The following is a 26,573-nucleotide window of genomic DNA, read 5'->3' on the forward strand; positions in this document are numbered from 1 at the left end:
ATCAGGATACCCAAAGTGAGTATTTTGCTTAATTTACTTCGTCTAAAAGCTTAAAAGAATTGATTTAAACCCTAAATGATTAGCAAAGAATCATAAATCTATATTATTTTTAATCATTCGGAAACTTATTACCGAAAAACAATTTTAAAATAAATATTTATTTATAACTTTGCAAAAATACCAGTAAAATATTTCTGAATTATGAATCTTGAACAATTAGGCAGTGTTATTCGTGAAAGAAGAAATACTCTTTCTCTTAGCCAAGAAAACTTGAGTGAAAAAAGTGATGTTGCCATAAAGACGATTCATTCCATTGAATTAGGCAAAGCGAATCCATCCATCAAAACACTTAACAAAATCTTAGACAACTTAGGATTAGAGGTGATTGTAGTAAGTAAAAAAGAATAAAATTCAACAATCATTCAAAACACAAATATTTTTACCAACGCTCAACATTATTTAATATGGAACAAGCCATTAGTTACGAACGTATTCCAACCCTTATTTATGCCGATTCTGATGCTGCCTCACGTGCTGTTGCACATGAAATTGCAGGAATTATCCGTCAAAGAAGTAATGAAGGTAAACTTGCCGTTTTAGGTTTAGCAACAGGCTCATCACCAAAAAAAGTATATGCTGAACTTATCAGAATGCACAGAGAAGAAGGTTTGAGTTTTCAGAATGTGGTAACTTTCAACCTTGATGAGTATTATCCGATGCAACCAGACTCGGTTCAGAGTTATGTACGTTTCATGCGTGAACAACTCTTTGACCATATTGATATTCCTTCGGGCAACTGGCATTTACCAGACGGAACTTTACCGCTTGAAAAATTAGCAGAGTTTTGTAAAGATTATGAGGCTCAAATCGAACGTTACGGAGGTTTAGATTTTCAACTATTGGGTATTGGTAGAAATGGTCACATTGGTTTTAACGAACCCGGTTCTTTGGTCAATTCAAGAACTCGTCTGATGACTCTCGACCTTACTACTCAAATTGATGCAGCTGGCGACTTTGGAGGCTTGGCGAAGGTTTCTAAAAAAGCTATCACGATGGGCGTTCAGAAAATCATGGAAGCCAAACGTGTTGTATTATTAGCTTGGGGCGAACACAAAGCTACCAACGTAGCTCGTGCCGTTGAAGGTTCGGTAAGTTCTGATGTACCTGCTTCGTACTTGCAATTACACGAAAACGCATCTTTCGTAATTGATACCGCTGCCGCTTCGCAACTGACTCGTATGAGAACGCCATGGATGGTGGATTCTGTAAATTGGGACAGAGCGATGATTAAAAAAGCCGTGATTCATTTGGCTTTGACAGTAAACAAACCTGTACTGAAATTGACAAATGCCGATTACAACGAAAACGGTCTTTCTGACTTGTTGGCTTTGTATGGTCAGGCTTATGATATAAATATTGAAGTATTCAATTATTTACAACATAGTATTACGGGATGGCCGGGTGGAAAACCCAATGCAGACGATTCAAATCGCCCAGAACGTGCCTACCCTGCTAAGAAAAAAGTAATTATTTTTAGTCCACACCCCGACGATGACATTATTTCGATGGGTGGTACTTTCCAGCGTTTGCACGACCAAGGACATGATGTTCATGTAGCTTATCAAACTTCTGGAAACATTGCCGTAGCTGATGATGAAGCACTTCGTTTCGCTGAATTTGTTGTTGACTTCAACGAAAGATTTGAAGCCAACAATGCCAAAGCTAATCGTATTTATCGTGAAGCGGCTAAATTCTTGAAAGCGAAAAAAGATTCTGAAATTGATACGCCAGAAGTACGCTATATCAAAGGCTTGATTCGTAGAGGTGAGGCAAAAAATACTTGTCGCTACGTGGGTATCAAAAAAGAAAATATTCACTTCTTGGATATGCCTTTTTATGAAACTGGAACAATCCAGAAAAACCCAATCGGTGAAAAAGATGTAGAAATTGTCATGAATCTGATTGACGAAGTACAGCCACATCAAATTTATGCCGCTGGCGATTTGGCCGACCCACACGGAACGCACAAAGTATGTTTAGACGCTATCATTCAAGCTGTTCAGAAATTGAAACATCGTGAATACATGAATAGCTGCTGGATTTGGTTGTACAAAGGAGCTTGGCAAGAATGGGACATCGACCAAATTGAAATGGCAGTTCCGATGTCGCCTGACCAAGTATTGAAAAAACGTTATGGTATTTTCAAACACCAATCACAAAAAGATGGCGTACCGTTCCAAGGTTCTGATGCCCGTGAATTCTGGCAAAGAGCGGAAGATAGAAATAGTAATACTGCAAAATTGTATAATAAATTAGGTTTGGCTGAGTACGAAGCAATGGAAGCTTTTGTAAGATGGAAAATCTAATGAATTGATAATGAGCAATAAAAATCCCGAAAGATTAAACATCTTTCGGGATTTTTTTATTGCTTACTTTTAGTTGCCAAGGGTGGTGTTTTTCTCATCGGCATTGGTGGTGGCGGCGGCGGTGGAGGACCAAGTGGTGCTACAAAATGTTCGCCTGTGGTTTTATCGGCAAAAAGTACAATCATCGCATCCAAGTCTTTTGGATTTTTATTAATCATTTTATTCAGATTAAAACTAAAATGCGTTGGCAAATCCGATACCTTTACTTTCTTTTTATCTCTTGCTTTTTTACTTACTTCATTTTCTTCCATGCTAATTTCAATTCTGTTCAATTTTTTGGCATCGTTGTATTCAGTATTTTTTACTTTCACCAAAAAACCAAAGCTTTTAAATTGTTCAGCAACAATTCTATTCACTAAATCTGGAGTAATTTTTCTCGGACTCATAGTTACCCAAATTTGACCTTTTTTTTCATTTATCTTGACAGTGTAAAGCTCCTTGTTATCAGAAACTTTTACTTCCGGATAGGTCGTTAAAGCACTATTTAGTGGTCTTTCAACATTCTTATTTGGTTTTTCTTGTATTTTCTTGACGACGCTTTCAAAAGAAAACGCCATCGTTATTAGCCCTAAAATGGGCAAAACGGATAAATAAGCGAACTTTTTCATAGGTACTGATTTTTGTTTAGTAAATAAAAAATGAATACGGTCGGAAAGTGGTTTTCGGCTAAAAGTATGAATCATCCTTGGCTGACTTTGAAAACCTGCTAATTTTAACAATAGATGAGCATAAGTACGTGGGTGATATTGTTCAACCATTCGGCTATCTACTTCGTATTCATGTACTTCTGCCAACGAAAGTTGATACAAGTAAACAATCGGATTGAACCAGAAAACAATTTTCACCAACTCGACAAAGAGTAAATCAAAAGAGTGAAGCAGACGCACGTGCCAGCGTTCATGTGCCAAAATCTGTTCGATTTCGGGCTTTTCTAAGTGCGTATCATCAATAAAAATCAGATTGAAAAACGAAGAATTGGCAAATTTCCCTTGCGTTGAGATATAAGGTTTAGAGGGTATTTTTTTAAAACTGAATAGTTTAAACGTCAGTATCATCAAGCGAATCAACATTAGTGCTGAACCCAAAAAGTAACAAAAATATAGGAGTGAAAAACCATTCAAAAATTCAGTTTTGGGGTTTTCGATTGCTTCGCCTCCCCTATTTCCAAAAGCTTCAAGCTGTTTTATGGAATAAAACTGTGTAAAATCAACCAATTTTTGCGGAGTTGAAGTCAGTTCTGTTACTTCCCAAGAAAAATTGGGTATCAGCAAACTGAAAACTAAACTCAACAACAAGTAAATGCGATTGAGCCGAACAAAAGTGAAATTTCTGTAAACAAAAAAATAAAGGGCGTACAAAAGCATCATCGAGACGCTCGATTCAAACAGATACTTCATAGTTAATAGGATTAAAAATTAATACAAGAAATCAGTTTTTGCCATCAATAATATTTTTCAGTGCATCCCATTCTGCCGAAGATATTTTTTCTTCTTTTACTAAAAATGATAATAAACTACTTGCAGAATTATCGAAGTAATTGCTCAGTACTTTTTTGAAAGTCTTCATGGCATAATCTTCCTTAGAAATTATCGGGAAGTACTCATAAGTTTTGCCATAAGCTTTGTAGCCAACAAAACCTTTTTTTTCCAAAATCCTCACTACCGACGAAATCGTATTGTAAGGCGGTTTGGGTTCTTCATCCATTTTTTCGATAATATCTTTTACAAAAGCACTTTTCAACTGCCAAAGTGCCTGCATAATTTTCTCTTCTGTTTTTGTTAATTCTTCCATGAATCAAAGCTATAACTTATTTTTCAGTTTTACAACTAAAATTTAAGTTATTTAACGTATTTTTCAGTTAATATTTAAAAATACTTAATTCAGCTACCTTTGCAATCAAATAAAAAGCTAAGGCTTTCATAAATTGTATGCAAACTAATTATTACTTCCTTCGTCAACTATCACAAAAACTTTCAAACGAACTTACGGGCTTGGTCTTGGCAGAATGTTTTTCGCAAGAAAAAGACGAAATTTTACTGGGTTTTTGTAGCGAAGGCAAACAATGGCGTGACCAAAAAGAATTTTATATTAAAGCAGTACTTCATCCAGATTTTGCTTGTTTGGTTTTTCCAAAAGATTTCAAAAGAGCAGGCAGAAATTCAGTTAATCTTTTCAAAGAAATTATAGATTTAAAAGTACTCAGTGTTCGTCAGTTTGAAAACGAGCGTGCATTCGCTCTGTATTTTGAAAACGATTTTGTCTTACTTTTCAAAATGTACGGCAATCGTTCGAATATTATTCTTTTCCAAGGCGATGAAGTAATAGATTTATTTCAAAACAAATTGGTCATTGATAATAATGTTGTTTTAGACAAACTTGACAGACCAATCGACCAAAGTTTTGAGGCATTCCAAGAAAAAGGTTGGAAAGCTCTTTTTCCTACTTTTGGGAAAGAAATCACAAAATTTCTGACAAAAAACAACACTGAGAACGTCAGTTGGGAACAAATTCAGTCCATATTACAAGCACTTGAAAAGCCCACTTTTTATATAAAAACACTTGATTTCCAGCCAATTTTATCATTAATTCAAGAAGAAGGAGAAATCCTACAAACTTTTACCGACCCACTTGAAGCCAGTAATGCCTTTTATTATGCTCACAACAAAATCAATGTGATTGATAAAGAAAAAGGGCAAATCATTAAAATACTTCAAAAGAAAAAAACACGAACACAAACCTATATAGACAAGTGTTATCAGCAATTGGCAGGTTTGGACACGGGCGTAAAACATGATGAAATTGCGAATATTATCATGGCGAATCTTCATGCCATTCCTGAAAGAACTGAAGTAATTGAATTATATGATTTTTATCGAGACCAGCCGATAAAAATTCGTTTAAAGCCAGACCTAAGTCCACAGAAAAGTGCGGAGAATTATTATCGAAAATCCAAAAATGAAAAGATTGAAATCGAGAAATTGATGGAAAATGTAGAAGCCAAAGAAATGGATTTAGCCGAAATTGAACAGCAAATTAAAGACATTGAAGGCTTTGAAACTTTAAAAGAATTCAGAAAGTACTTAAAAGCCAACCAATTAGAACCTACACAAAAAGTAGTAGAAACGGTACAGACGCTTTTTAAGTATTATCAATTTGAAGGTTATGAAATTTTGGTTGGTCGCAATGCCAAAAATAACGATTTACTAACCCAACGCTTTGCTCGCAAAGAAGACTTGTGGCTTCATGCCAGAGATGTAGCGGGTTCGCACGTGGTGATTCGTAAGCAAGCTGGCAGAAATTTTCCGATAAATGTGATTGAAAAAGCAGCAGGTTTGGCGGCTTTTTATTCCAAAAGAAAAAACGATACTTTATGTCCAGTAATCGTTACGCCCAAAAAATATGTAAGAAAAACCAGAGACTTGGGCGAAGGACAAGTAATCATTGATAAAGAAGAAGTTATTATGATTGAACCAAAACTTTAGCCTCAAGTATTTTTTTATTTACAAAAAATATTAATTTTGAGGGAAATAAACTTATTTAATCATTTTCACCGCTTTTCAGCAAGTAATTTTTTACAATTCTCCCAAAAATCAATTAGATTATTCCAATATAGATTTGTAAAAAATCACAATAAAATGTGTCAATTTGACATGATTAACTTATCAGTTAATTCATTGAATTACAGTAGATTACACAGCTAATGGTAAATTTTGAATAGCTTTTGCTACATAATTTATTGTATTTAATCTATTTAATTTTGAATTAATGCAGTATCTTTCGGAATGAAAAATAACATATAACCAAAAAAATACATAAACCCAATGCAAAAAGGACTGCAATCCGTTGACTATTTAGTATTCTTCTTCTATTTTATTGTTGTAGCAGGCTACGGCTACTGGATTTACCAACAAAAAAAATCAAAACAAGCCTCTTCCACAGATTTCTTCTTGGCCGAAGGTTCGCTAACATGGTGGGCTATTGGAGCATCAATGATTGCTTCAAACATTTCAGCCGAGCAATTTATTGGTATGGCTGGTAATGGTTTTAAAATGGGTTTGGCAATTTCTGCCTACGAATGGATGGCTGCCGCAACCTTGATTATTGTGGCTGTGTTTTTCATGCCTATTTATTTGAAGAATAAGATTTTTACAATGCCTCAGTTTTTGAAGCAACGCTATAATTCAACTGTAAGTACAGTAATGGCTATTTTCTGGTTGATTTTATATGTGGTTGTAAACCTTACTTCAATTCTTTACTTAGGAGCTTTAGCAATTACAACTATTTCAGGTATCGACTTTACGCTTTGTATGTGGGGTTTAGCTTTCTTTGCCGTAGTAATTACCTTGGGCGGTATGAAAGTAATCGGTTTTACAGACGTTATTCAAGTATTTTTCTTAATCTTGGGCGGACTTTGTACTACTTATTTAGCTTTGACTTTGGTTTCTCAACAATTTGGTGAAGTAGGTGCATTAGAAGGTTTAAAACAAATGTTTACTCGTGCCGATGACCACTTCCACATGATTTTGAAAAAAGACAACCCGAACTTTACTTCATTGCCAGGTTTAGCAGTATTAATTGGCGGTATGTGGATTGTAAACTTAAACTACTGGGGTTGTAACCAATATATCACACAACGTGCTTTGGGTGCATCGCTTCCAGTAGCTCGTGAAGGTCTTTTATTTGCTGGTTTCTTAAAAATCTTAATGCCAGTTATCGTAGTTATTCCGGGTATTGCAGCTTACGTTTTATACCAAAACGGAATGTTCCAAAAAGAAATGTTGGGCGGCGACGGTACAGTAAACCCAGACCACGCTTATCCAGTATTGTTAAATTTATTACCTCCCGGCTTGAAAGGTCTTTCATTTGCGGCACTTACAGCAGCTATCGTAGCTTCTTTGGCAGGTAAAGCAAACTCTATTTCGACAATCTTTACGCTTGATATTTATCAGAAATTCTTCAAAAAAGATGCTACTGAACAAGAATTAGTAACTACTGGTAGAATTGTAATCGTAATTGCGATGATTCTTGCCATTGTGATTTCTCCTTTCTTGGGCATTGATAAAAAAGGTGGTTTCGACTTTATTCAAGAAATGACTGGTTATGTTTCTCCAGGTATTTTTGCGGTATTCTTATTAGGTTTCTTCTGGAAACGTGCCAACTCGGCAGGTGCAATGGTTGCAACAATTGGTTCAGTTGTGATTTCATTGATTCTAAAAGACTTCCCAGATTGGACAGGAATTTACGATGCTCCAATTTACTCTTCATTCTTGGATAGCGAAGGCAAACACATCATTCCATTCCTTGACCGTATGGCGATTACTTTCGTAATATGTGTATTAATGATGGCAATTTTAGGTTTGGCAGATTCTTCTACAAAAGAAAATCCAAAAGCTTTGGTGGTAGATGCTTCTATGTTCAAAACTACTCAAGGTTTTGCCATTGGTGCAGGGGCAATCATTACGCTTTTAGTAATTCTTTACGCTACATTCTGGTAGGAAATCATTTCAAAATCATTAACAAAAAAGGCATTAAGTATTCTTAGTGCCTTTTTTGTTAAATTTGTATTGTATAATTCATCGAAAATCACTTCGTATCATCATTCAAATCTCATAAAAAACGCTTATTTATGTCATCTCACCACATCATCCGTGACCAACAAGAGCCTGCTCTCATTATTGCCAATGGCGAAGCCTGCAACAATGAGTTGTTGGGACAACTTTTGGAGTGGTCGCCTTTAGTCATTGTACTGGATTCTGCTATTAATCGAGTATTGGAATTGGGTATAAAAGTGGACGTACTTTTGGGTGATTTTGATGTACAAAGAACTGATTCAGAAGTACAACTGCTGAATGAACAAAACACCAAAAGAGCGGTAAATCTTGAGAAAATAAAAGAAGAACAATATCCTATTGAAATTGTACATACGCCAGACCAAAACAAAACGGATTTAGAAAAAGCTTTTGATTATTTGATTGGAAGAGGTTTTCCTGCCGTAAATGTAGTGTGGGCAACGGGTAGAAGAGCCGACCACACGATTACAAATATTACCAATATTGTGCGTTTTAGAGATTTGTTGAAAATCGTTTTGATTGATGATTACTCTAAAATCTTCTTATTGCCCAATACTTATGAAAAATGGTATCCAGCCCAAACGCCTATTTCGCTGATTCCTGTGGGAGAAGTAACAGGCATTACCACACAAAATTTAAAGTATGAACTTCATCACGAAAGCCTGACTATTGGTTACAGAACAGGCAGTAGCAATGAAGTTTTACAGGATGGCTTAGTAAAAATTACTTATCAAAATGGAGATTTATTGATGATGGAATGCAATGATTAGTCTTGAATGAATTTTACAATGTCTAAACTTTGTCCATCATAAATGGCATAATGATTACTATCTTCATTATCGTAACACCATTGTCCCAAATTAACATAACGACTACTCTCTCCGACTTTTAAGTCTAAACGGAGATGACGATGCCCAAAAATATAACAATCATGATGTTTTTGCTGCTCAATTTCTTTGGAATACGCCCAAAGCCATTCGCCATCACCTCTGAATTGTAATTCTCGTTTTAATCTTTCTTCATCTTTTTTGGAGTCAGACCAAGCCATTGCCAGCGTCATGCCTACTTGTGGATGAATCCAACCAAAAGCCCACTGACAAAATTTACTTTCAAAAATTCTTTTCAAAAATTTATAAGAATAATCACCCGGGCCCAAACCATCACCATGAGCTAAGTAGAAGGTTTTACTACTTTCAGTATTTGGAGTATTGATTAAATAGGCGGTTGGTTCTCTTAATACTTTTATGCCCATTTCGTATTGAAAATAATCAAAAATCCAGAGGTCGTGATTTCCCCTAAACATGATAATTTCAATACCAGCATCAGAAAGTTCAGCCAATTTCCCTTGTAGTCTTACAAAACCTTTTGGAATCACATTTTTGTATTCAAACCAAAAATCAAAAACGTCACCCATTAAAAAAATCATCTGAGCATCCGCTTGAATTTTATTTAGCCATGCAATAATTCTTCTTTCACGCATCAAGCTTGTTTCGTGGTCGGGATAACCCAAATGAAAATCAGAAGCAAAGTATATTTTTTTACCTTCTTGTAAATGAATAGTTGTCATTGAATCAATTTTAGGAAACAAAGATACAAAATGTAGCTATTTATTAACCGAATGGTCTATCAAACAAAAATCCTACCCAGTTATACTGAGCAGGATTTTATTTGCAAAATGGTAATATTTTCTATTTTTCAGCAGGAACTTCTTCAGCTGCGGCTTTTTCAGCTTCTGCTTCTTTTGCTTCCAATTCTGCGGCTTTTCTATCTTCGTTTCTTGTAAATTCCTGATAAGTAGTCAATTGTTCAAAAGGTCTTGGACCAACCAAACGCTCTAAATCATTTTGGAAAAGTACTTCTTTTACTAATAATTCCTGAGCCAAAATTTCTAACTTATCTTTCTTTTCAGTCAACAACTTTTTAGTTTGGTCGTAGGCTGTTTGGATGATTTTACGAGCTTCCTCATCAATTTCACGAGCAGTTTGTTCAGAATAAGGTTTGTTGAAGTTATATTCTGAACCTTTAGAATCGTAGAATGAAACATTACCTAATTTCTCATTCATCCCATAAATTGTCACCATACTGTATGCCAATTTAGTGATTCTCTCTAAATCGTTCTGTGCTCCCGTTGAGATTTTACCAAAAACAATATCTTCAGCAACACGTCCACCCAAAGTAACACACATTTCGTCCATTAATTGCTCTGTACGGTACAAGAACTGTTCTTTAGGCAAGTACTGTGCATAACCCAAAGCTGCTACGCCACGAGGCACAATTGTTACTTTTACTAAAGGGTTTGCGTGTTCTAAGAACCAACCTGCAATGGCGTGACCAGCTTCGTGATAGGCAACAATTTTCTTTTCTTCTGGAGAAATCAATTTGTTCTTTTTCTCTAAACCGCCAATTACTCTGTCCATTGCTTCTTGGAAGTCTTTCATATCAACCGCAGTTTTGCTACGACGAGCCGCAATCAAAGCAGCTTCGTTACAAACGTTGGCAATCTCAGCACCTGCAAAACCTGGTGTTTGAGCCGACAATTCTTTAGGGTCAATATCAGCCGCTAATTTCAAAGGTTTTAAGTGTACTTTGAAAATCGCTTCTCTTCCGATAATATCTGGTTTATCAATTGAAATCTGACGGTCAAAACGTCCCGGACGCAATAAAGCTGAATCCAGTACATCTGGGCGGTTAGTTGCTGCCATGATAATAATACCAGAGTCAGTAGCAAAACCATCCATTTCAACCAAAAGTGAGTTCAAAGTATTTTCACGCTCATCGTTTGAACCCGGCATAGCACCACGACCACGAGAACGTCCAACCGCATCAATCTCATCAATAAAGATGATACATGGTGCTTTTTCTTTGGCTTGTTTGAACAAATCTCTAACACGAGCCGCACCTACACCCACAAACATTTCTACAAAGTCTGAACCAGAAAGTGAGAAGAAAGGAACACCTGCTTCGCCAGCTACCGCTTTTGCCAACAAAGTTTTACCCGTTCCCGGAGGGCCTACTAATAATGCACCTTTCGGAATTTTACCTCCTAAATCTGTAAATTTCTTAGGGAATTTCAAGAATTCTACAATTTCTTGAATTTCTTCTTTGGCTTCGTCCAAACCAGCAACATCGTTAAAAGTAATTTTCACTTTAGCTTCGCCGTCAAACAAAGTAGCTCTCGAACGACCGATATTGAAGATTTGTCCACCCGGGCCACCCGTTCCACCCATACGGAAGAACATAAAGTAAATAGCCACAAAGGTTAAAATGATAAAACCAGGCCCCATGAAGAAATCAAGAATACCATAATGTTCTTCGGTAGTAGCGTGTACTCTTTTTTCACGAGGAATATCTTTTTGTAATTCGTTGAGTTCAGTTTCAAAAGAATTAATAGAAGTAATTTCCTTTTCAAATTGTGGTCCAGCACTTGGGTTGATTGCAGCATTTGGCTGGTCGCTCAATTCATTTTTATACTTTGACAAAGCTTCAGGCTTCAAAGTAATTTCTACTAAATCCTTTCCTTTGATAATAGATAATTTAGCGATTTCTTGATTTAGAACCATTTGCTCGTATTCGGCCTGCTGAATAGGTTTCAAAACACGAGTTTTACTTAAAAAGTAAATACTGATTAAAGCAACAATTAGTCCTATAACCAACCATCCTTGAAAACCATTTCCTGAAGTATTAGGACGACGCTTCTGAAATCCTTGTGGTTTATTATTCTCACTATTATTTTCTGCCATTTTTTCTATAATTAACTTTTAAACAGTATCCAATTTACCCCAATCAGCAACACAAATGCGGAAATGATGCGGAGAAGATGAAGATAGATTGTAAACTTTGATTATCTGTACTGAAAACACAACGAACAATGACTTTGTTTCTTACTTGAATTTTACATGATAAAGTGGTACGATATTCTTATAAAAGGATTTATTTCCTTTTAAACGGCATCGTCGTCGATATAAGTAAATTCTGCATCTCCCCAAAGTTCTTCTAATTTGTAAAACTCACGGCGGTCTTTTTTGAATACGTGCACCACCACGTCGTAATAATCTACCAATATCCATTCACGGTTGGCTTTTCCTTCCATACTGCGTGGATTAGTACGAGTTACTTCCCATACTTCTTTATCAACTGATTCCGAAATAGCATCAATCTGAGTATCTGAATTTCCAGAACAAACCACAAAAAAGTCTGTAAAAGCGTTTTTTACCTTACGTAAATCCATCACTACTATATTGGTTGCCTTTCTTTCCTGCATCCCTTTCACCACCAATTGGCTAAGTTCTTGTGAACTAATTTCTTTTTTTAATTTAACTTCTGTCATGCTTTGTTGTTTGTAAATTCACAAGTGTTTATCAAAATGTTTAGAGAAATTCTCATAACTTCATCACTTAATAACACAATAAATAATTTGAACTTTAAAATTACAAAATAACCTTGTACAAAATTCAACCCAATACATTATTTACTGGCAAAACAATTAAATACCTGCCAGTGTGTCATTCTACTAACGACATAGCGGCTGAAATAATTCAGTCTGAGAAAAAGCTTTTTGAAGGAATGGTCATTATTACAGACCACCAAACGGCTGGTCGTGGACAAAGAGGTAACGTTTGGAAAACTTCTATCGGTGAAAATCTGACTTTCTCGCTCATTCTTAAACCACAGTTCCTAAAGGCTAACGAACAGTTTCAGCTCAATGTTGCAGTTTCTCTTGGCGTATTGGATTGTCTTAGCGAATTTATAGACGAAGACCTTCGTGTAAAATGGTCGAATGATATATATTTTCAAAACCAAAAAATGGGTGGCATTCTCATCGAAAACACTTTACAAGGTTATCATATCGCTTACTCTGTTATTGGTATTGGACTAAATATCAACCAATCTGAATTCCCGATTCCGAATGCTACTTCGCTAAAAAATATCACTAAAAATCCTTTACAATATGACCTTTCTGTAATGCTTACAAAAGTATTAGAAAACATAGAGAAAAACTATTTAGCTATCAAAGAAGGGCATTATGATTTGCTAAAAAATAGATACTTATCGAATCTTTTTAGAATCGACGAGGAACATTACTTTAGAAAAAATGGAGATATATTTCTCGGGAAAATTATAGGTATCGACGACCACGGGCAACTGGGTATCGAATCCGCTGGCTTAGTGGAGTATTATGGCTTTAAAGAAATAGAATTTATCATCTAAGGCTTTCTGATGATATTGTGTGCGAAAGAATCAAAGCTTTTAAAAAATACGTAACCTAAAAGAACAACCAATGTACAAATGAACAAATAACGAAGCACAGATTGAAGTTTCATGGAATATAAAGTTTTGTGGTTAGTGGGTTTTTACTATCAATTTGTAAAGCTTTTTACAAATTGGTCTATCAAATATAATTAAAATCTTAAAATAACCATATATTTGTAAAAATATTTTTTTACAAATAAGCACTTTGCTAAGTACTCTACAAACTCCTGAACCTCAATTAGATTATTCAACAAGTAACAAACGCTTTAAGATGCTTATTCGAGTAAATTACTTGTTGAATAATTGGGGTTTAACTAAGGATTTTCATACTTAATACTTTGCCAAGTTGAGTTCATCGGTATTGAGTATTTCTACTTTCCTTTTCATCTTTTTTTGGATGATATGAAAATGATGTTGGTCTTCTGGACAAATCAATGAAATGGCATCGCCTGAGTTTGTAGCACGTCCTGTTCTTCCTATTCTATGAACATAATCTTTGGGCGAACGTGGTAATTCATAATTTATCACCACTGGTAAAAACTGAATATCAATACCACGAGAAGCCAAATCCGTAGCTACTAAAACATTTACTTTCCCAGCTTTGAAACTTCTTAAAGCTTCTGTTCTTGCTCCTTGTGTTTTTTTGCTATGAATGGCGGCGGCATTGATGCCATTTTTTTTCAATTTATCCACCAAATTATCGGCAGTTCTTACGGCAGATACAAAAATCAATACTTGTTGCATTGCCTGCGTTTTGATTAAATATCGTAAAAATGGGCCTTTTCTTTCAGGACTTACCGCATAAGCGATTTGATTAATTTGGTCGAGATTTTGAACTTCTGGCTCAATTTCAATTTTCACAGGTTCGCTCAATAATGCTTCTTTGATTGTTTCTAAATCAGTATCCAATGTTGCCGAAAACAAAATATTCTGACGCTTCTTTGGCAATAATTTAAAAATACTGTTGGCTTCTTCTTTAAAACCCAAATCCAACATTTTGTCGGCTTCGTCTAATACCAAAGTTTCAATTCTGGCTAAATTGATGGATTGCGTCGAAACCAAATCTAATAAACGCCCAGGCGTAGCTACTAATATTTCGGTATTCTTGAGCGTCACCATTTGCTGATTCAGCGGTACTCCACCAAAAACGGCAATTGTTTTCACAGGATTTTTTAAGTGAATCGCAAAAGATTCTATTACTTCTTTAATCTGAATCGCTAATTCACGGGTTGGCACTAAAATCAGTACTTTCAAGTGTAAATTTCTTGTCGGACTTTTACGCTGAAACATTTCTAAAATCGGCAACACAAAACTTGCTGTTTTCCCAGAACCCGTTTGAGCAATTCCTTGAATATCTTTTCCAGCCAAAATTGCAGGAATAGCTTGTTGCTGAATCGGGAAAGGTTCTGAATAATTTTGTGCTGTAATGCCTCTTAAAAGAGATTCTGATAAACCAAGTGATGCGAAAGTCATGTAATTATTTTTGAATGAAAATATCTTACAAAGATAAGATTTCTTTTCCACAAAGCTTTGCATTGCAGAAGCGTCCTGAAATGAATGTATATTTGCTTTTGAATAAACGATACAATTATGCAACCATTAGCCGAACGAATGCGTCCACAAACGCTTGATGAGTACGTCGGGCAACAACATTTAGTAGGAGAAAAAGCCGTTTTGCGTCGTGCCGTAGAATCTGGCAGAATTCCTTCTTTTATTTTGTGGGGGCCTCCGGGCGTTGGGAAAACTACTTTGGCAAGTATTGTGGCTCAGACATTGAAACGTCCGTTTCATGTACTTTCTGCCATAAGTGCGGGAGTAAAAGACATTCGTGAGACAATTGAAATGGCGAAAAAACAAAAGTTTTTTGATACGCCCTCTCCTATTTTGTTCATTGATGAAATTCATCGTTTTTCAAAATCTCAGCAAGATTCACTCCTCGGTGCAGTTGAAAAAGGAATTATTACTTTGATTGGAGCTACAACCGAAAACCCTTCTTTTGAAGTAATTTCTGCTTTACTTTCCCGCTGTCAGGTTTATGTGTTGAAGCCTTTGGTAAAAGAAGAATTGATTTACTTAATCAATCAGGCTTTAGAGAAAGATATTTTCTTGAAAAATCGTGGAATCGTCGTAAAAGAGTACGAAGCTATTTTGCAGTTTTCGGGTGGCGATGGACGAAAATTATACAATATTTTGGAACTCGTCAGCAATTTTATTCCTGCTGGCGAAGGTTTGGAAATTACCAACGAAATGGTGGTAGAAAAACTTCAACAAAATATTGCACTTTACGACAAAGACGGCGAACAGCATTACGATATTATCTCGGCTTTTATTAAATCCATTCGTGGTTCCGACCCAAACGCTGCCGTTTATTGGCTCGCCCGAATGTTAGAAGGTGGCGAAGACATTGAGTTTATTGGAAGAAGATTAATGATTTTAGCGTCAGAAGATATTGGCTTGGCAAACCCAAATGCTCTATTAATGGCAAATACTTGTTTCCAAACGATTCGTGCCGTAGGAATGCCCGAAGCTCGCATTGTACTTTCGCAAACGGTGATTTATTTGGCTACTTCTGCTAAAAGTAATTCTGCTTATTTGGCAATTGACCAAGCTTTGGCGATGGTGCGTGAAACGGGAAATTTACCCGTTCCTTTACATCTTAGAAACGCTCCAACCAAACTGATGAAGCAATTAGATTATGGCAAAAACTACAAGTACGCCCACAACTACGAAGGCAATTTTGTAAAACAGCAATTTTTACCAGAAGAAGTAAAAAATACTAAGTTTTTTGAGCCACAACAGAATCCTGCTGAAGAAAAAATCAAACAAAAACTTCGTCAAGATTGGGGCGAAGAGTATGACTATTAAGTGTTGAATGCTGAATTGTCATCTTAAACATCTGAATATCAAATCATTGCTCAATAGACAAATACTGTAATAGGTTAAATTCAGTATTTTGAATTCACAACTCAGCACTCACAATTCTGCACTCATACTTAGGGCAATAATAAAGAAGAATCACCATAACTCAAGAAACGATAATCGTTTGCCATCGCTTCGGCATACACTTTTCGCCAATCTTCGCCAATGAGTGCTGCGATGAGTAAAATCAAAGTACTTTCTGGCTGGTGATAATTGGTAATGATGCCCTTGCAGATTTTAAATTGATAACCTGGAAAAATAAAAATTTCAGTTTCACCCGTAATTTCAGTTTCACCAGAGGCTTCCATTTTTGCTAAAATCGTTTTCAAGGCAAGTTCCGTACTTGGTAAAGATTCGGCTGGACTTTGATAAGGGTCTAATTTTCCGATAAAAAAAGTACTTGAAAAATCCTTCGTCAGTTTTACGCCATACCAATACAAACTCTCCAAAGCTCGCATCGAAGTTGTACCAACAGGAATGACATTTCCGATATTTTCGAGTAAAACTTCAATATTCTTTTTTGTGAACACAATTTGCTCGTTGTGCATTCTGTGTTCTATAATATTTTCAACTTTGATGGGCTGAAATGTGCCAGCTCCCACATGAAGTGTAATAAATTCTTCTTTAATTCCTTGATTTGAAAGGTTTTGCAGTACTTCATCCGTAAAATGCAAGCCTGCCGTTGGGGCTGCAACTGCTCCTTTTTTCTCGCTGTAAACGGTTTGGTAGGTTTCATAATCAGCCTCTTCGGCTTCACGATTCAAGTAAGGAGGCAAAGGAATTTCACCCAAAGCTTGAATAATATCCACAAATTTGGGTGTGAAATTTCCAGCATTTTCAGAAATTACTTGCCAAGAAAGTTGTACTTGATTACTCTCAAAATCAAAAATACTGGCTTTTATTGCTACTTTTTCACCTGAAATCGTTAGAGTTTTCGATAAAATATCCTCTTTTTTCCAACGCTTTCGGTTACCAATCATACATTCCCAAACACAAGTATCGTTTACTTCCATCGCCAAATTAATGACCGAAGTAGGGGCAACAGGATGCAAAAGGAAAATTTGAATGACTGACCCAGTAGATTTTTGAAAATGTATTCTGGCAGGAATTACTTTGGTATTATTAAAAACCAACAAAGTATTTTTAGGCAAATACTCATTGATTTTATGAAAAACCGTATGACTTATTTTCCCTTGCTGATATACTTGTAGTTTAGATTCGTCACGCTTTTCTAAAGGGAATTTGGCAATTCGCTCGTCTGGCAAATGATATGTATAGTCAGTAAGTTTTAACTCTTGAATATTCATCAAACTTTATAAGTTGTTTAGTCTTCTTCAACTGTTGGATGAGTGTATAATAATTTTATTGGCAAGTAAAAAAGCCAAATCATTATCACTACAATTCCTACTACTAATAAATAAGTATAATCTGTTTGGAAACTACGTTCGTCGTTTAAAGTCAACAAAGCTCTTAGACAAAGTACCAAAAAGGAGTTTACGATAGCAGGTAAAAAATTAATCCAATTGACTATTGCTACGTTTAATTGATTGCCAGCCTGTAACCATTTTTTATTCGGAATCCACTGAAAAGCATTCACAGGAAGACGTTTTACGCTATTAGCAAGTAACATCGAGAGGATGTTGAACGTAAACATTACCGCCGCAAAAAGGTAAAAAACTTCGTTTTTGGGTAAAAAACCATCGCCTCTACCATTCGGTCCGAAATGTACTGCTGTTGGGTCGGGTAAACCACGATAAGTGAATAATAGGATAATTACGAAGGCTAATATTGACAAGTAACGCCAAGTTCTTGAAATAAAAAATTCTATACTCATTGCTTTTGTTGTTTCAGGGTGCAAAATTACGCTACAAAAAGCAGGATTTCTAATGAAACATTCGATTAATCAAGAATAAAATAGCTTCAAGTTGAAAGCCAAGGGCTTTGTGCTTCATAAGTTTGACATATCTATAATCAAATGTGTGTCGTTTTGTTTGTAGTTTTTCAAAAAAATACTTGTTATGACAATTATTTTTTTCATGTTTATTGAGTAAAACTTCTCAAAAAAAATTAGCTTTGTAAACTGAACGATTTCAGGGCATTAATGACCTAAATATCAATGAAATTATGAAAATATACACTAAAACTGGCGACAAAGGTACAACTTCGCTTGTTGGTGGTACGAGAGTTTCAAAAACTGAACTTCGTATTGAGGCTTACGGGACTGTGGATGAATTAAATTCATATATAGGTTTGGTTCGTGACCAGAAAGTAAATGAACATAGAAAAGATATTTTAAAAGAAATTCAAGATAGATTATTTACCATTGGTTCAATTTTAGCCTCTGAACCCGAACAGACTAAAAAACGGATTCCAGATTTGCACGAAAGTGATATTGAATTGCTTGAAAAAGAAATGGACAGTATGGACGCACTTTTAGAGCCAATGCGTTTTTTTATATTACCGGGTGGTCATCAATCAGTGTCTTTTGCTCATCTTGCCAGAACGGTTTGTCGAAGAGCCGAAAGGATTGTCATTCGCCTTTCTGAAGAATCTGAAGTAAATGAGTTAATTATTCGATACTTGAATCGCCTTTCTGACTACATTTTTGTTTTGTGTAGAATGATGGCAAAAGAATTGGAAATTGAAGAAATTGCTTGGAAACCGAGGGTTTGAGTTTTGGGGATTTTGAGACTTTAGGACTTTAGGACTCGAAGATATAAGAGACAAGATTCAAGACGAAAGACTTTAGGAATTTGAGATTCAAGAAACAAGATTCAAGATGAAAAACTTTAGGAATTTGAGATTCAAGAAACAAGATTCAAGATGAAAAACTTTAGGAATTTGAGATTCAAAAGACAAGATTCAAGATGAAAAACTTTAGGAATTTGAGATTCAAAAGACAAGATTCAAGATGAAAGACTTTAAGAATTTGAGATTCAAGAGACAAGATTTTAGAATGAAGACTTGACAACTAAAGTATTAAAAAATCTTAACCGATTGCTGAAAGCTCATAGCTCAATACTCACAGCTAAAGCCCGATTTCCGAAAGCTGAAAGCTCGTAGCTCACGGCTCAAAGCTCACAGCTACAAACTAAAAATTAGAGAATAACAGAATAATAGTATATAATTATGACAGATACTTTGCAGATTGATATCCACCAGATTGAGAAATCGAGGATTGATACGGTTGACTTTGACAACCTTGTTTTTGGACGTTCTTTTGCCGACCACATGTTGATGGTTGATTATAAAGATGGAGAGTGGCAAACACCTCAAATTTTACCTTATGGGCCAATTTCATATTCGCCAGCAATGATGTCTCTCCACTATGGACAAGCCATTTTTGAAGGAATGAAAGCTTATAAAAATGCAGAAGGTGAAATTTTAGTCTTCCGCCCAGAAGAAAACTGGAAACGTCTGAATAAGTCGGCTGTTCGTATGTGTATTCCTGAAATTCCAGAAGATATTTTCATGGAAGGGCTTTCTCAACTTTTACGTTTAGATGCTGAATGGATTCCTGCAAAAGAAGGCTGTTCAATGTATATTCGTCCGTTTATGTTTTCTACGGATGAATATGTAGGTGTTAGTCCATCTAAGACTTATAAATTTATGATTTTCAACTGTCCAGTGGGTGCTTATTATTCTAAGCCACTTCGTGTACGTGTTGAAACACAATATATTCGTGCGGCACATGGTGGTGTTGGTTTCTCTAAAAACGCTGGAAATTATGGTGGTTCTTTGTATCCAACTAAATTAGCTACGGATGCTGGCTACGACCAAATTATTTGGACAGATGCTGCTACGCATACTTTCGTAGAAGAAGCAGGAACAATGAATCTTTTGTTCGTTATCGACGGAGCTTTGGTAACAGCACCTACTGGCGATACTATCCTTGACGGTATCACTCGTAAATCTGTTTTACAAGTAGCTAAAGAGTGGGGAATGGAAATTCAAGAAAGACAACTTTCTGTAAAAGAATTAGTAGAAGGTATTCAATCAGGAAAAGTAACCGAAGCATTTGGTGCAGGTACAGCCGCTGTGATTGCTCCTATCTCTACTATCGGCTACGAAGGCGTTGATTATCAACTTCCTGAACGTACAGAAGAGGCATTCTCAAAAAGAGTATTCACAGAAATCAACGACATCCGTCTTGGTAAAAAAGCTGACACTCGTGGATGGGTAATGAAGATATAGTTTTGTTTTTCTTAATTCAAATAAAAAGCCTTTGGAGTAAACCAAAGGCTTTTTATTTGAATTATAAAGCTAATTTATCTCCTTTTTTTGAAAAAACAATTTTCAAACCCGGGTCTTTCTCCTTACTTACATTTTGAAGTAATAATTGATTTCCTCCGTCTGTCAAGTTCCAAGTAATTTCTTTGTTCTGAGCTTTACCTTGTCCATATTTCTTTTTAAAATATAGATTAAATTCATTAAAGAGACTATCCACAGAACTTTCATTTTCAAGATAAACATCTAAAACAATAGAAGTTATTTTTCTCTCATCATTAGCTACATATTCTATATCTACAAAGTTAGCTCCCATATCATCGAAGTTACTTGTATAACTTTTCCCATTCTCAACTTGTGACTCTGCAATATCAGCCGTTTCATTAATTGTATCAATATTATCACCAATTTTCAGTCCACGAGCCATTCCTTTATCTGTTTTCATAATGGCAATGAAAATCTGACTGTATTCATCAACTGGAAGCTTTTCCACTTCTTCTTTAGGGGCTTCAACTGCACTTGGTTTCTCCTCTGAGGACTCTTGTTTTTTATCCTGACAAGCAACAAAAAACAAGCATATTATTAAAAAGTAAAGATTAGATATTTTCACGGAATCAATTTTTTGTATGGATTTGATACAAAAATACAAAAAACTTTTCGAGAAGTCAGCATTTTTAGCTTTTAGCCCACAAGGGTATCACTATATCATGTGATACCGTATATTCATATTTTTTTGTAATATTATCCCCAAATCCCAAACTTTATTACTTGTCGCTTCCAGTTCATTCCATGAGTATAGCCGTTAGTCTTAGTAACGAATTTAGAAATTCCCTTGAGCCCATGACTCAGTCGCCCATTAAAATAGTGATTTATGAAGATAATCCTGATTTACGGGAGAGTCTCAGTGTACTGCTAAGAGGCTCAATTGGTTTTGAGCTAATCGGTGCTTTTGTAAACTGCGAACAAGTAGCTAAACAAATTATCGAACTCAAGCCAGACGTCGTATTAATGGATATTGATATGCCCGTTGCCAACGGCTTGAAAGGGCTAAAAATCATCAAACAGATTGCTCCTAAGGTAAATGTGGTGATGTTTACGGTCTTTGAAGATAACGAAAATATCTTTGAAGCTATCTGTTCGGGGGCAGTTGGGTACTTACTAAAAAGAACGCCGCCATTTCGTCTTTTAGAAGCCATTCAAGATGCACACAATGGCGGAGCTCCCATGACTTCAAGCATTGCTCGTAAGGTTTTACAAATGCTTCCAGCTCAGCAAAGGATAACCGAAAGTAATGACTACAAACTCACGGAAAGAGAAACAGAAATCTTAAATCTCTTAGTAAAAGGGAATAGTTATAAAATGATTGCTGATAAATGTGGGATAAGTATTGATACTGTTCGGTCGCATATCAAGAAAATTTATGATAAACTACACGTTCATTCACAAACAGAAGCCGTAGCAAAGGCTATTCACGAAAGAATTGTGTGAGTAATATCATACAATCATGTGATTGACAAAGCAAATTTCTGTCCCCATCTTTACATCAGAAACTAACCATGTTATAGATTTCATTGAAGCTTAAACTCAAAACAAATACTATCATGGCAAGGCCATATTCAAACATAAATTCTTTTTTACTTGCTAATCCGAACAGAGATTACAGCTTTAGAAGAGACTTCTCCACCTCAACTGAGCATAATGTATTGCTTACTCTCTCATGTAAAAAAAACATAGAGGTTGACTGGAAAGACATTAGTCATCTGGAAGCAATTAGTAATTATACTATGTTTTACCTTAATAATGGAAAAAAATTGTTAGTTTCACGTACAATGAAAGTTTTTTTGCCTAAATTAGATGCGGAAATGTTTGTACGTGTACACAAGTCATTCGTGATAAACTTAACTTACTTGTCACAGTTTGATGTACGAGAAGAAATGTTCGTTCAACTAAGAGATGGAAGTAAAATTTCAATATCTCGAAGAAAGAAGAAGGAATTTGTTGAAAAAACTAAAAAATATTTTAGTAAATTTGGCATAAATTAAAAAAGAAATTAGTGGTTAGGTATTTATGAAACGGGGGTGATTTTTTGCCCCACGTTTTTAATCCAAAACCATAGCGATATTTAAGATAATAGGTGTAGAACTATTAATTTGCACAGGGAGATGTTTTTAACGTCTCCTTTTGTCTTTTATGACTATCTCAAAATTCTCTTGCCATATTAAAAACAAAGTGTTTTTCTTTTAGACTATTGATGGCATAGTTGAAACGAACTACCAAATTATAGTACGTTACCACATCCAAACCCACACCCAAGCCATACAGCCTACGATTTGCCAGATTACTTTTATTTTCAGAAGCAAAACGATTTTCAACATAGGCCCAATCAGCAAAAATATTAGGGTATAAACCAATCGGGATTTGATTGAATTGTTTCAGTTTTAAAAACTTCACACTAATTTTTTCTTTCAACAATTCATATCGAAGCGTATTTTTTGCATAAAAGTACTTTGTACCATCTACCACATACAATTCAAAGCCTCTTACTAAATCGCCACCATAGCCCAAACCTCTGACATTATAATAAGGCTGACGGTCTGGAAAAGAAATTTTCCCTTCCAAATTCATACTATAAAATAGTTTTTTAGCCAAAGGTTTATACAGTGAATATCCCCCGATTACTTCTAATTGATGAACATCATCACTTGGCAAAAGTCCCAATTTATTGATGAGTACTTCGTAGCGTTTGCCTTTCAAAGGATAAGTAATATTATCTCGAAAATCATAATTGAAATAATAACTCAATTGCCCATATACTTGGCGAGTACTTCCATTTGCTAAATAATTAGGGTTAAGTACTTGAATCGTATCGGCAATCGAAATATTGTTGTACTTCAGTTCAAGCGTATGAAAATTATAAAAACCATATCTTTTTTTTAGGTAAATACTTCCTACAAAACGCTCTCGCAAATTGATACTTTTACTTCTGAGGTAATAAAGAGTATCATTTAAACTCATAAAAGCAACGTTCTTATTGGTTGTATAAGAAACACTCATGCCAATCCCTGTCTTCTGAGCTTTATCAATATAAGGAATTCGATAACTAAAGTCTAACCGCTGAGTAAAACCTCCTTCTAAATGCAAAGAGAGGCGTTCGCCCCTTCCATTAAAATTGCTATGGATTAAATCTATTCCATAAATCGTTCTTCTAAAATCATGTCCACGACTCCACCACTCCGAAAAATTTCTATCCGCCAGCACAAATAAAGGATAGCCCAAAATAAACCATTGTTCTTGTAAGTGAATTTCTATACTTAATTGATTTTTTTCGTTAAAAATGGGCTTCAATTCTACATGGACAAATAAATTGGTATTCATTATTTTCCTGCGGTTAAGCTCCAAACGCTCATTTAATAAGCTTTTACTTAGCGAATCGCCAACAAGAAAATCTAATTCTCTTAGAATAATCTTATCTTTTGTTTTTTCGTTACCAACAATTTTGATTTCTTGAACAACAAAAAACGTATCAGCCTGCGAAAACTGCGAGGAAATATTGAGAAAGGATAGAAGAAAGGAAATCAATAGCATACGTCAAAGTTAAGCAATAATTCTAAAAGAAAACGCAGACTTTATTTGAGTGTTATGCTGGTAGAAGTACATATTTTTGCACTGATAGAATTCAATCAATAAAAATTTAAAATCGTGCAAAATCTTAGCTTCAAAAAGTATAAAATATTCTGAATAAATTAGTATTATTGTAAATTAAAGTAACCATTTTTTAAACAATATATATGAATATCACCAAACCCCGTTTATCTTTCTCTCAAATCATAAACATGAATGTCGGATTTTTTGGCATTCAGTATAGTTTTGGTTTGCAACAAAGTGCGATAAATCCAATTTATGATTTCTTGGGAGCAAGTCCTGATGAAATACCTCTATTAAATTTAGCAGGTCCAATGACAGGATTATTAGTTCAACCTATTATTGGTACACTAAGTGACAGAACTTGGCATCCACGCTGGGGACGTCGTAAACCTTACTTCTTTATAGGAGCGTTACTTTGCAGTTTAGCACTTTTTATTTATCCATTTAGTAGTTCTTTATGGATGGCTGCCGGCTTACTTTGGATTTTAGATGCTGGTAACAATACTGCAATGGAGCCGTATCGAGCATTCATTGCCGATAAGCTCCCTGCCGACCAACAAGCAACAGGCTTTTTATCACAAAGCTTTTTTACTGGTTTAGGTATTACTTTGGCTAATATTTCGCTCTTTATATTTCAAAAATTTATTACTGGCGAACATGGACATATTCCTTATTGGGTATTTGGTTCTTTCTTTTTAGGCTCAGTTTGTTCGATAAGTTCAGTACTCTGGTCGATGTCTAAAACGCCAGAAATTCCTCCAACAGCCGAAGAATTAGAGCAGATTCGTCAACACAAAGGCGGAATATTTTCTCCATTTTTAGAAATCATGGAAGCCATCAAAGATATGCCTAAAGTAATGTGGCAATTAGCTTTAGTGTATGTGTTTCAGTGGTACGCCCTTTTTTGTTATTGGCAAAATGCTTCAAAAAGTATTGCTCAATCTGTTTGGCATACTACTCCAAACGCCGACAAACAGCTTTACGAAGAAGCTGTCGGTTGGACAGGTTTGGTAAATGGTTGGTACAACATTGCTACTTTCCTTTCAGCATTTGCTTTAGTGGGTTTGGCCAAAAAGTATTCACCAAAATTGGTGCATGTACTTTGTTTAATCATTGCAGGAGTTGGTTTGTTGATTTTCCCACATATTGAAAATAAATATTTACTCTTCGCTCCTATGACAGGTTTCGGTATTGCATGGGCAAGTATGATGGGCGTACCTTACTTGATGGTAATTTCGGAAATTCCCAAAGAGAGATATGGCGTTTATATGGGAATTATCAATATGATGATTGTGATTCCGATGATTATTCAAAACTTAACTTTTGGATATGTACTCGAACACTTTTTAGACAATGACCCAGGAAAAGCTATCACATTTGCAGGAGTATTTTTACTAATTGCCTCTGGTGCAACAATGCTTATGAAATCTGGAAAAGTACAAGATGGCATGGAAATTCCAACAGGAGTTGGCGGACACTAATCCATTTTATTAAAACTTTTAAAAAGTCCTATTCTTCTATTTAGAATAGGACTTTTTTTGTATAAAACTTTACGATTATCAGTCCAGTTTTGCTCTTGAGCTAAAAAATAAGCTTTTACATGATAATACCTGTTACTTTATAGATAATTTAGTCTATCGAATAAGATTATAAAAACTAAATATTTCAATTAAACAATCCATTCTAAATTCAATTATTATGCAAAAAGTAACTTTATTATTTGCCTTTTTATTGGTTTCAGTAGCTTCATTTGGTCAGTGGGCTATCGACAAAGGACATTCCAAATTCACCTTCATTGCCGAACATCACGGTATATCAGAAGTTGACGGTTATTTTAAAAAGTTTGATGGTAAGATTACAGCAACAAAAGATGATTTATCTGATGCTGTTTTTGAAATCACTATCGAATCACCAAGTATCAATACAGATCTTGAAATGAGAGATAATCATTTGAAAAGTGAAGATATGTTTAATGTAGAAAAATTTCCAACTATTACCTTTAAAAGTACTTCACTTACTAAAATCAGCGGGAATAAGTACAAAATGAATGGAGATATAACAATTAAGGGCATTACAAAGCCAATTGCATTAGATGTTACGATGAATGGCCCAGCAGCTCATCCTAATCCAAATAACAAAAAACTGCAATTGGGTATAAAAGCAACTACAACCATTAAAAGAAGTGATTTTGGAATCGGAGGAAAATTAGCAACAATTATGGTTGGAGATGAAATCTCTATTCGTGCAACTGGAGAATTTCAGAAAAATTAATGACTTGAAAACATAATAAAAAAAGGAGTACATTCTATAAGATGTACTCCTTTTTTTTGGTTTGGTTTGATATTTTCTTTTGACACAGATTGCGAGTTGTGTTAAAAACAAACAGCCGTTGATAGTTTATCTAACAACGGCTGTTTAAATATTTTTGGGGTTTATCTACTTTCCCGCATGTGATTGCAGTATCATCAACGGCACTGGGCTTAACTTCTCTGTTCGAGATGGGAAGAGGTGAACACCAGTCCTATCAACCCCATAA

Annotated in this window: 23 protein-coding genes and 1 rRNA gene; 13 read left to right on the plus strand and 11 right to left on the minus strand. The window is 35.3% G+C overall.

Going from position 1 to position 26,573, the window contains the following annotated elements; genetic code table 11:
- Nucleotides 1-201 precede the first annotated feature (201 nt).
- Both VB248_RS11410 and nagB read left to right on the plus strand, forming a co-directional pair.
- Complete coding sequence (locus VB248_RS11410; protein WP_323296909.1) at nt 202-408, plus strand: helix-turn-helix transcriptional regulator; 207 nt, start codon at nt 202-204, stop codon at nt 406-408.
- Nucleotides 405-2,366: a glucosamine-6-phosphate deaminase gene (gene nagB / locus VB248_RS11415; protein WP_323296932.1), complete on the plus strand. Its 1,962-nt coding sequence runs from the start codon at nt 405-407 to the stop codon at nt 2,364-2,366. Before VB248_RS11410 ends, nagB begins: the two co-directional genes overlap by 4 nt.
- 56 nt (nt 2,367-2,422) lie before the next feature.
- Here the strand turns inward: nagB and VB248_RS11420 are convergent, their stop codons facing one another.
- Together VB248_RS11420 and VB248_RS11425 are read right to left on the minus strand one after the other, a co-directional pair.
- Entirely contained in the window at nt 2,423-3,823 is a 1,401-nt protein-coding gene (locus tag VB248_RS11420; protein WP_323296910.1) for a M56 family metallopeptidase, read from the minus strand.
- 31 nt (nt 3,824-3,854) lie between these two features.
- Entirely contained in the window at nt 3,855-4,217 is a 363-nt protein-coding gene (locus tag VB248_RS11425; protein ID WP_323296911.1) for a BlaI/MecI/CopY family transcriptional regulator, read from the minus strand.
- A gap of 137 nt (nt 4,218-4,354) precedes the next feature.
- On the opposite strand from VB248_RS11425, the gene VB248_RS11430 reads away from it, so the two are divergent.
- The 3 genes from VB248_RS11430 (at nt 4,355) to VB248_RS11440 (ending at nt 8,766) form a co-directional block, all read left to right on the plus strand.
- Entirely contained in the window at nt 4,355-5,908 is a 1,554-nt protein-coding gene (locus VB248_RS11430; RefSeq protein WP_323296912.1) for an NFACT RNA binding domain-containing protein, read from the plus strand.
- Between the two features lie 339 nt (nt 5,909-6,247).
- Nucleotides 6,248-7,921 (plus strand): sodium/sugar symporter, encoded by a 1,674-nt coding sequence (locus tag VB248_RS11435; protein ID WP_323296913.1) that lies wholly within the window; start codon nt 6,248-6,250, stop codon nt 7,919-7,921.
- 131 nt (nt 7,922-8,052) lie between these two features.
- Nucleotides 8,053-8,766 (plus strand): thiamine diphosphokinase, encoded by a 714-nt coding sequence (locus VB248_RS11440; RefSeq protein ID WP_323296914.1) that lies wholly within the window; start codon nt 8,053-8,055, stop codon nt 8,764-8,766.
- Here VB248_RS11440 and VB248_RS11445 read toward each other — a convergent pair.
- From VB248_RS11445 to rsfS, 3 genes are all read right to left on the minus strand, one after another.
- Nucleotides 8,763-9,563 carry a UDP-2,3-diacylglucosamine diphosphatase gene (locus tag VB248_RS11445; RefSeq protein ID WP_323296915.1) on the minus strand — a complete coding sequence of 267 codons (801 nt, stop codon included), beginning with the start codon at nt 9,561-9,563 and terminating at the stop codon, nt 8,763-8,765. The genes VB248_RS11440 and VB248_RS11445 overlap by 4 nt on opposite strands.
- Nucleotides 9,564-9,684: 121 nt before the next feature.
- On the minus strand, nt 9,685-11,736 hold the full coding sequence (gene ftsH / locus VB248_RS11450) for an ATP-dependent zinc metalloprotease FtsH (RefSeq protein ID WP_323296916.1): 2,052 nt from the start codon (nt 11,734-11,736) through the stop codon (nt 9,685-9,687).
- A 200-nt stretch (nt 11,737-11,936) separates the two neighbouring features.
- The gene (gene rsfS, locus VB248_RS11455) at nt 11,937-12,323 is read right to left on the minus strand and encodes a ribosome silencing factor (RefSeq protein ID WP_184137520.1); all 387 of its coding nucleotides are present in this window, start codon (nt 12,321-12,323) and stop codon (nt 11,937-11,939) included.
- A gap of 113 nt (nt 12,324-12,436) precedes the next feature.
- On the opposite strand from rsfS, the gene VB248_RS11460 reads away from it, so the two are divergent.
- The gene (locus VB248_RS11460) at nt 12,437-13,204 is read left to right on the plus strand and encodes a biotin--[acetyl-CoA-carboxylase] ligase (protein ID WP_323296917.1); all 768 of its coding nucleotides are present in this window, start codon (nt 12,437-12,439) and stop codon (nt 13,202-13,204) included.
- Nucleotides 13,205-13,576: 372 nt separating this feature from the next.
- Here the strand turns inward: VB248_RS11460 and VB248_RS11465 are convergent, their stop codons facing one another.
- Entirely contained in the window at nt 13,577-14,719 is a 1,143-nt protein-coding gene (locus VB248_RS11465) for a DEAD/DEAH box helicase (protein ID WP_323296918.1), read from the minus strand.
- A 117-nt stretch (nt 14,720-14,836) separates the two neighbouring features.
- Here VB248_RS11465 and VB248_RS11470 point away from each other — a divergent pair, with 117 nt between their 5' ends.
- Nucleotides 14,837-16,111, plus strand: coding sequence for a replication-associated recombination protein A (locus tag VB248_RS11470; RefSeq protein ID WP_323296919.1), 1,275 nt, complete (start codon nt 14,837-14,839; stop codon nt 16,109-16,111).
- Nucleotides 16,112-16,239: 128 nt separating this feature from the next.
- On the opposite strand, the gene VB248_RS11475 is transcribed toward VB248_RS11470, so the two are convergent.
- The gene (locus tag VB248_RS11475; protein WP_323296920.1) at nt 16,240-17,472 is read right to left on the minus strand and encodes an S-adenosylmethionine:tRNA ribosyltransferase-isomerase; all 1,233 of its coding nucleotides are present in this window, start codon (nt 17,470-17,472) and stop codon (nt 16,240-16,242) included.
- A gap of 17 nt (nt 17,473-17,489) precedes the next feature.
- Nucleotides 17,490-17,999, minus strand: coding sequence for a DUF1648 domain-containing protein (locus VB248_RS11480; RefSeq protein ID WP_323296921.1), 510 nt, complete (start codon nt 17,997-17,999; stop codon nt 17,490-17,492).
- Nucleotides 18,000-18,289: 290 nt separating this feature from the next.
- On the opposite strand from VB248_RS11480, the gene VB248_RS11485 reads away from it, so the two are divergent.
- Nucleotides 18,290-18,838 carry a cob(I)yrinic acid a,c-diamide adenosyltransferase gene (locus VB248_RS11485; protein ID WP_323296922.1) on the plus strand — a complete coding sequence of 183 codons (549 nt, stop codon included), beginning with the start codon at nt 18,290-18,292 and terminating at the stop codon, nt 18,836-18,838.
- 456 nt (nt 18,839-19,294) lie between these two features.
- Entirely contained in the window at nt 19,295-20,359 is a 1,065-nt protein-coding gene (locus VB248_RS11490; protein ID WP_323296923.1) for a branched-chain amino acid aminotransferase, read from the plus strand.
- A gap of 61 nt (nt 20,360-20,420) precedes the next feature.
- Here VB248_RS11490 and VB248_RS11495 read toward each other — a convergent pair whose 3' ends face one another.
- Nucleotides 20,421-21,002 carry a hypothetical protein gene (locus VB248_RS11495; protein WP_323296924.1) on the minus strand — a complete coding sequence of 194 codons (582 nt, stop codon included), beginning with the start codon at nt 21,000-21,002 and terminating at the stop codon, nt 20,421-20,423.
- 179 nt (nt 21,003-21,181) lie between these two features.
- Here VB248_RS11495 and VB248_RS11500 point away from each other — a divergent pair, with 179 nt between their 5' ends.
- Together VB248_RS11500 and VB248_RS11505 are read left to right on the plus strand one after the other, a co-directional pair.
- Nucleotides 21,182-21,880, plus strand: coding sequence for a response regulator transcription factor (locus tag VB248_RS11500; protein ID WP_323296925.1), 699 nt, complete (start codon nt 21,182-21,184; stop codon nt 21,878-21,880).
- Nucleotides 21,881-21,993: 113 nt separating this feature from the next.
- On the plus strand, nt 21,994-22,434 hold the full coding sequence (locus tag VB248_RS11505; RefSeq protein WP_323296926.1) for a LytR/AlgR family response regulator transcription factor: 441 nt from the start codon (nt 21,994-21,996) through the stop codon (nt 22,432-22,434).
- Nucleotides 22,435-22,591: 157 nt separating this feature from the next.
- On the opposite strand, the gene VB248_RS11510 is transcribed toward VB248_RS11505, so the two are convergent.
- The gene (locus VB248_RS11510; protein ID WP_323296927.1) at nt 22,592-23,977 is read right to left on the minus strand and encodes a BamA/TamA family outer membrane protein; all 1,386 of its coding nucleotides are present in this window, start codon (nt 23,975-23,977) and stop codon (nt 22,592-22,594) included.
- 248 nt (nt 23,978-24,225) lie between these two features.
- Between VB248_RS11510 and VB248_RS11515 the strand changes: the two genes are divergently transcribed.
- Both VB248_RS11515 and VB248_RS11520 read left to right on the plus strand, forming a co-directional pair.
- Entirely contained in the window at nt 24,226-25,518 is a 1,293-nt protein-coding gene (locus VB248_RS11515; protein ID WP_323296928.1) for an MFS transporter, read from the plus strand.
- Nucleotides 25,519-25,735: 217 nt separating this feature from the next.
- A complete protein-coding gene (locus VB248_RS11520) occupies nt 25,736-26,308 on the plus strand; it encodes a YceI family protein (protein ID WP_323296929.1) in 573 nt (190 codons plus the stop codon).
- 152 nt (nt 26,309-26,460) lie between these two features.
- Here the strand turns inward: VB248_RS11520 and rrf are convergent.
- Nucleotides 26,461-26,572 (minus strand): 5S ribosomal RNA (gene rrf / locus VB248_RS11525).
- Nucleotide 26,573 lies beyond the last annotated feature (1 nt).

The organism is Arcicella rigui (genome assembly GCF_034929435.1).
Classification (GTDB): Bacteria; Bacteroidota; Bacteroidia; order Cytophagales; family Spirosomataceae; genus Arcicella; species Arcicella rigui.

Excerpts from the sequence above, each read along its gene's own strand:
- VB248_RS11465 (WP_323296918.1), bottom strand. The coding sequence starts at position 14,719 with ATGACTTTCGCATCACTTGGTTTATCAGAATCTCTTTTAAGAGGCATT.
- VB248_RS11440 (WP_323296914.1), top strand. The coding sequence starts at position 8,053 with ATGTCATCTCACCACATCATCCGTGACCAACAAGAGCCTGCTCTCATT.
- VB248_RS11505 (WP_323296926.1), top strand. The coding sequence starts at position 21,994 with ATGGCAAGGCCATATTCAAACATAAATTCTTTTTTACTTGCTAATCCG.
- rsfS (WP_184137520.1), bottom strand. The coding sequence starts at position 12,323 with ATGACAGAAGTTAAATTAAAAAAAGAAATTAGTTCACAAGAACTTAGC.
- VB248_RS11485 (WP_323296922.1), top strand. The coding sequence starts at position 18,290 with ATGAAAATATACACTAAAACTGGCGACAAAGGTACAACTTCGCTTGTT.
- VB248_RS11480 (WP_323296921.1), bottom strand. The coding sequence starts at position 17,999 with ATGAGTATAGAATTTTTTATTTCAAGAACTTGGCGTTACTTGTCAATA.
- VB248_RS11425 (WP_323296911.1), bottom strand. The coding sequence starts at position 4,217 with ATGGAAGAATTAACAAAAACAGAAGAGAAAATTATGCAGGCACTTTGG.
- VB248_RS11515 (WP_323296928.1), top strand. The coding sequence starts at position 24,226 with ATGAATGTCGGATTTTTTGGCATTCAGTATAGTTTTGGTTTGCAACAA.
- VB248_RS11410 (WP_323296909.1), top strand. The coding sequence starts at position 202 with ATGAATCTTGAACAATTAGGCAGTGTTATTCGTGAAAGAAGAAATACT.
- VB248_RS11430 (WP_323296912.1), top strand. The coding sequence starts at position 4,355 with ATGCAAACTAATTATTACTTCCTTCGTCAACTATCACAAAAACTTTCA.
- VB248_RS11470 (WP_323296919.1), top strand. The coding sequence starts at position 14,837 with ATGCAACCATTAGCCGAACGAATGCGTCCACAAACGCTTGATGAGTAC.
- VB248_RS11435 (WP_323296913.1), top strand. The coding sequence starts at position 6,248 with ATGCAAAAAGGACTGCAATCCGTTGACTATTTAGTATTCTTCTTCTAT.
- VB248_RS11520 (WP_323296929.1), top strand. The coding sequence starts at position 25,736 with ATGCAAAAAGTAACTTTATTATTTGCCTTTTTATTGGTTTCAGTAGCT.
- VB248_RS11420 (WP_323296910.1), bottom strand. The coding sequence starts at position 3,823 with ATGAAGTATCTGTTTGAATCGAGCGTCTCGATGATGCTTTTGTACGCC.
- VB248_RS11475 (WP_323296920.1), bottom strand. The coding sequence starts at position 17,472 with ATGAATATTCAAGAGTTAAAACTTACTGACTATACATATCATTTGCCA.
- VB248_RS11490 (WP_323296923.1), top strand. The coding sequence starts at position 19,295 with ATGACAGATACTTTGCAGATTGATATCCACCAGATTGAGAAATCGAGG.
- VB248_RS11445 (WP_323296915.1), bottom strand. The coding sequence starts at position 9,563 with ATGACAACTATTCATTTACAAGAAGGTAAAAAAATATACTTTGCTTCT.
- VB248_RS11510 (WP_323296927.1), bottom strand. The coding sequence starts at position 23,977 with ATGCTATTGATTTCCTTTCTTCTATCCTTTCTCAATATTTCCTCGCAG.
- VB248_RS11500 (WP_323296925.1), top strand. The coding sequence starts at position 21,182 with ATGAGTATAGCCGTTAGTCTTAGTAACGAATTTAGAAATTCCCTTGAG.
- ftsH (WP_323296916.1), bottom strand. The coding sequence starts at position 11,736 with ATGGCAGAAAATAATAGTGAGAATAATAAACCACAAGGATTTCAGAAG.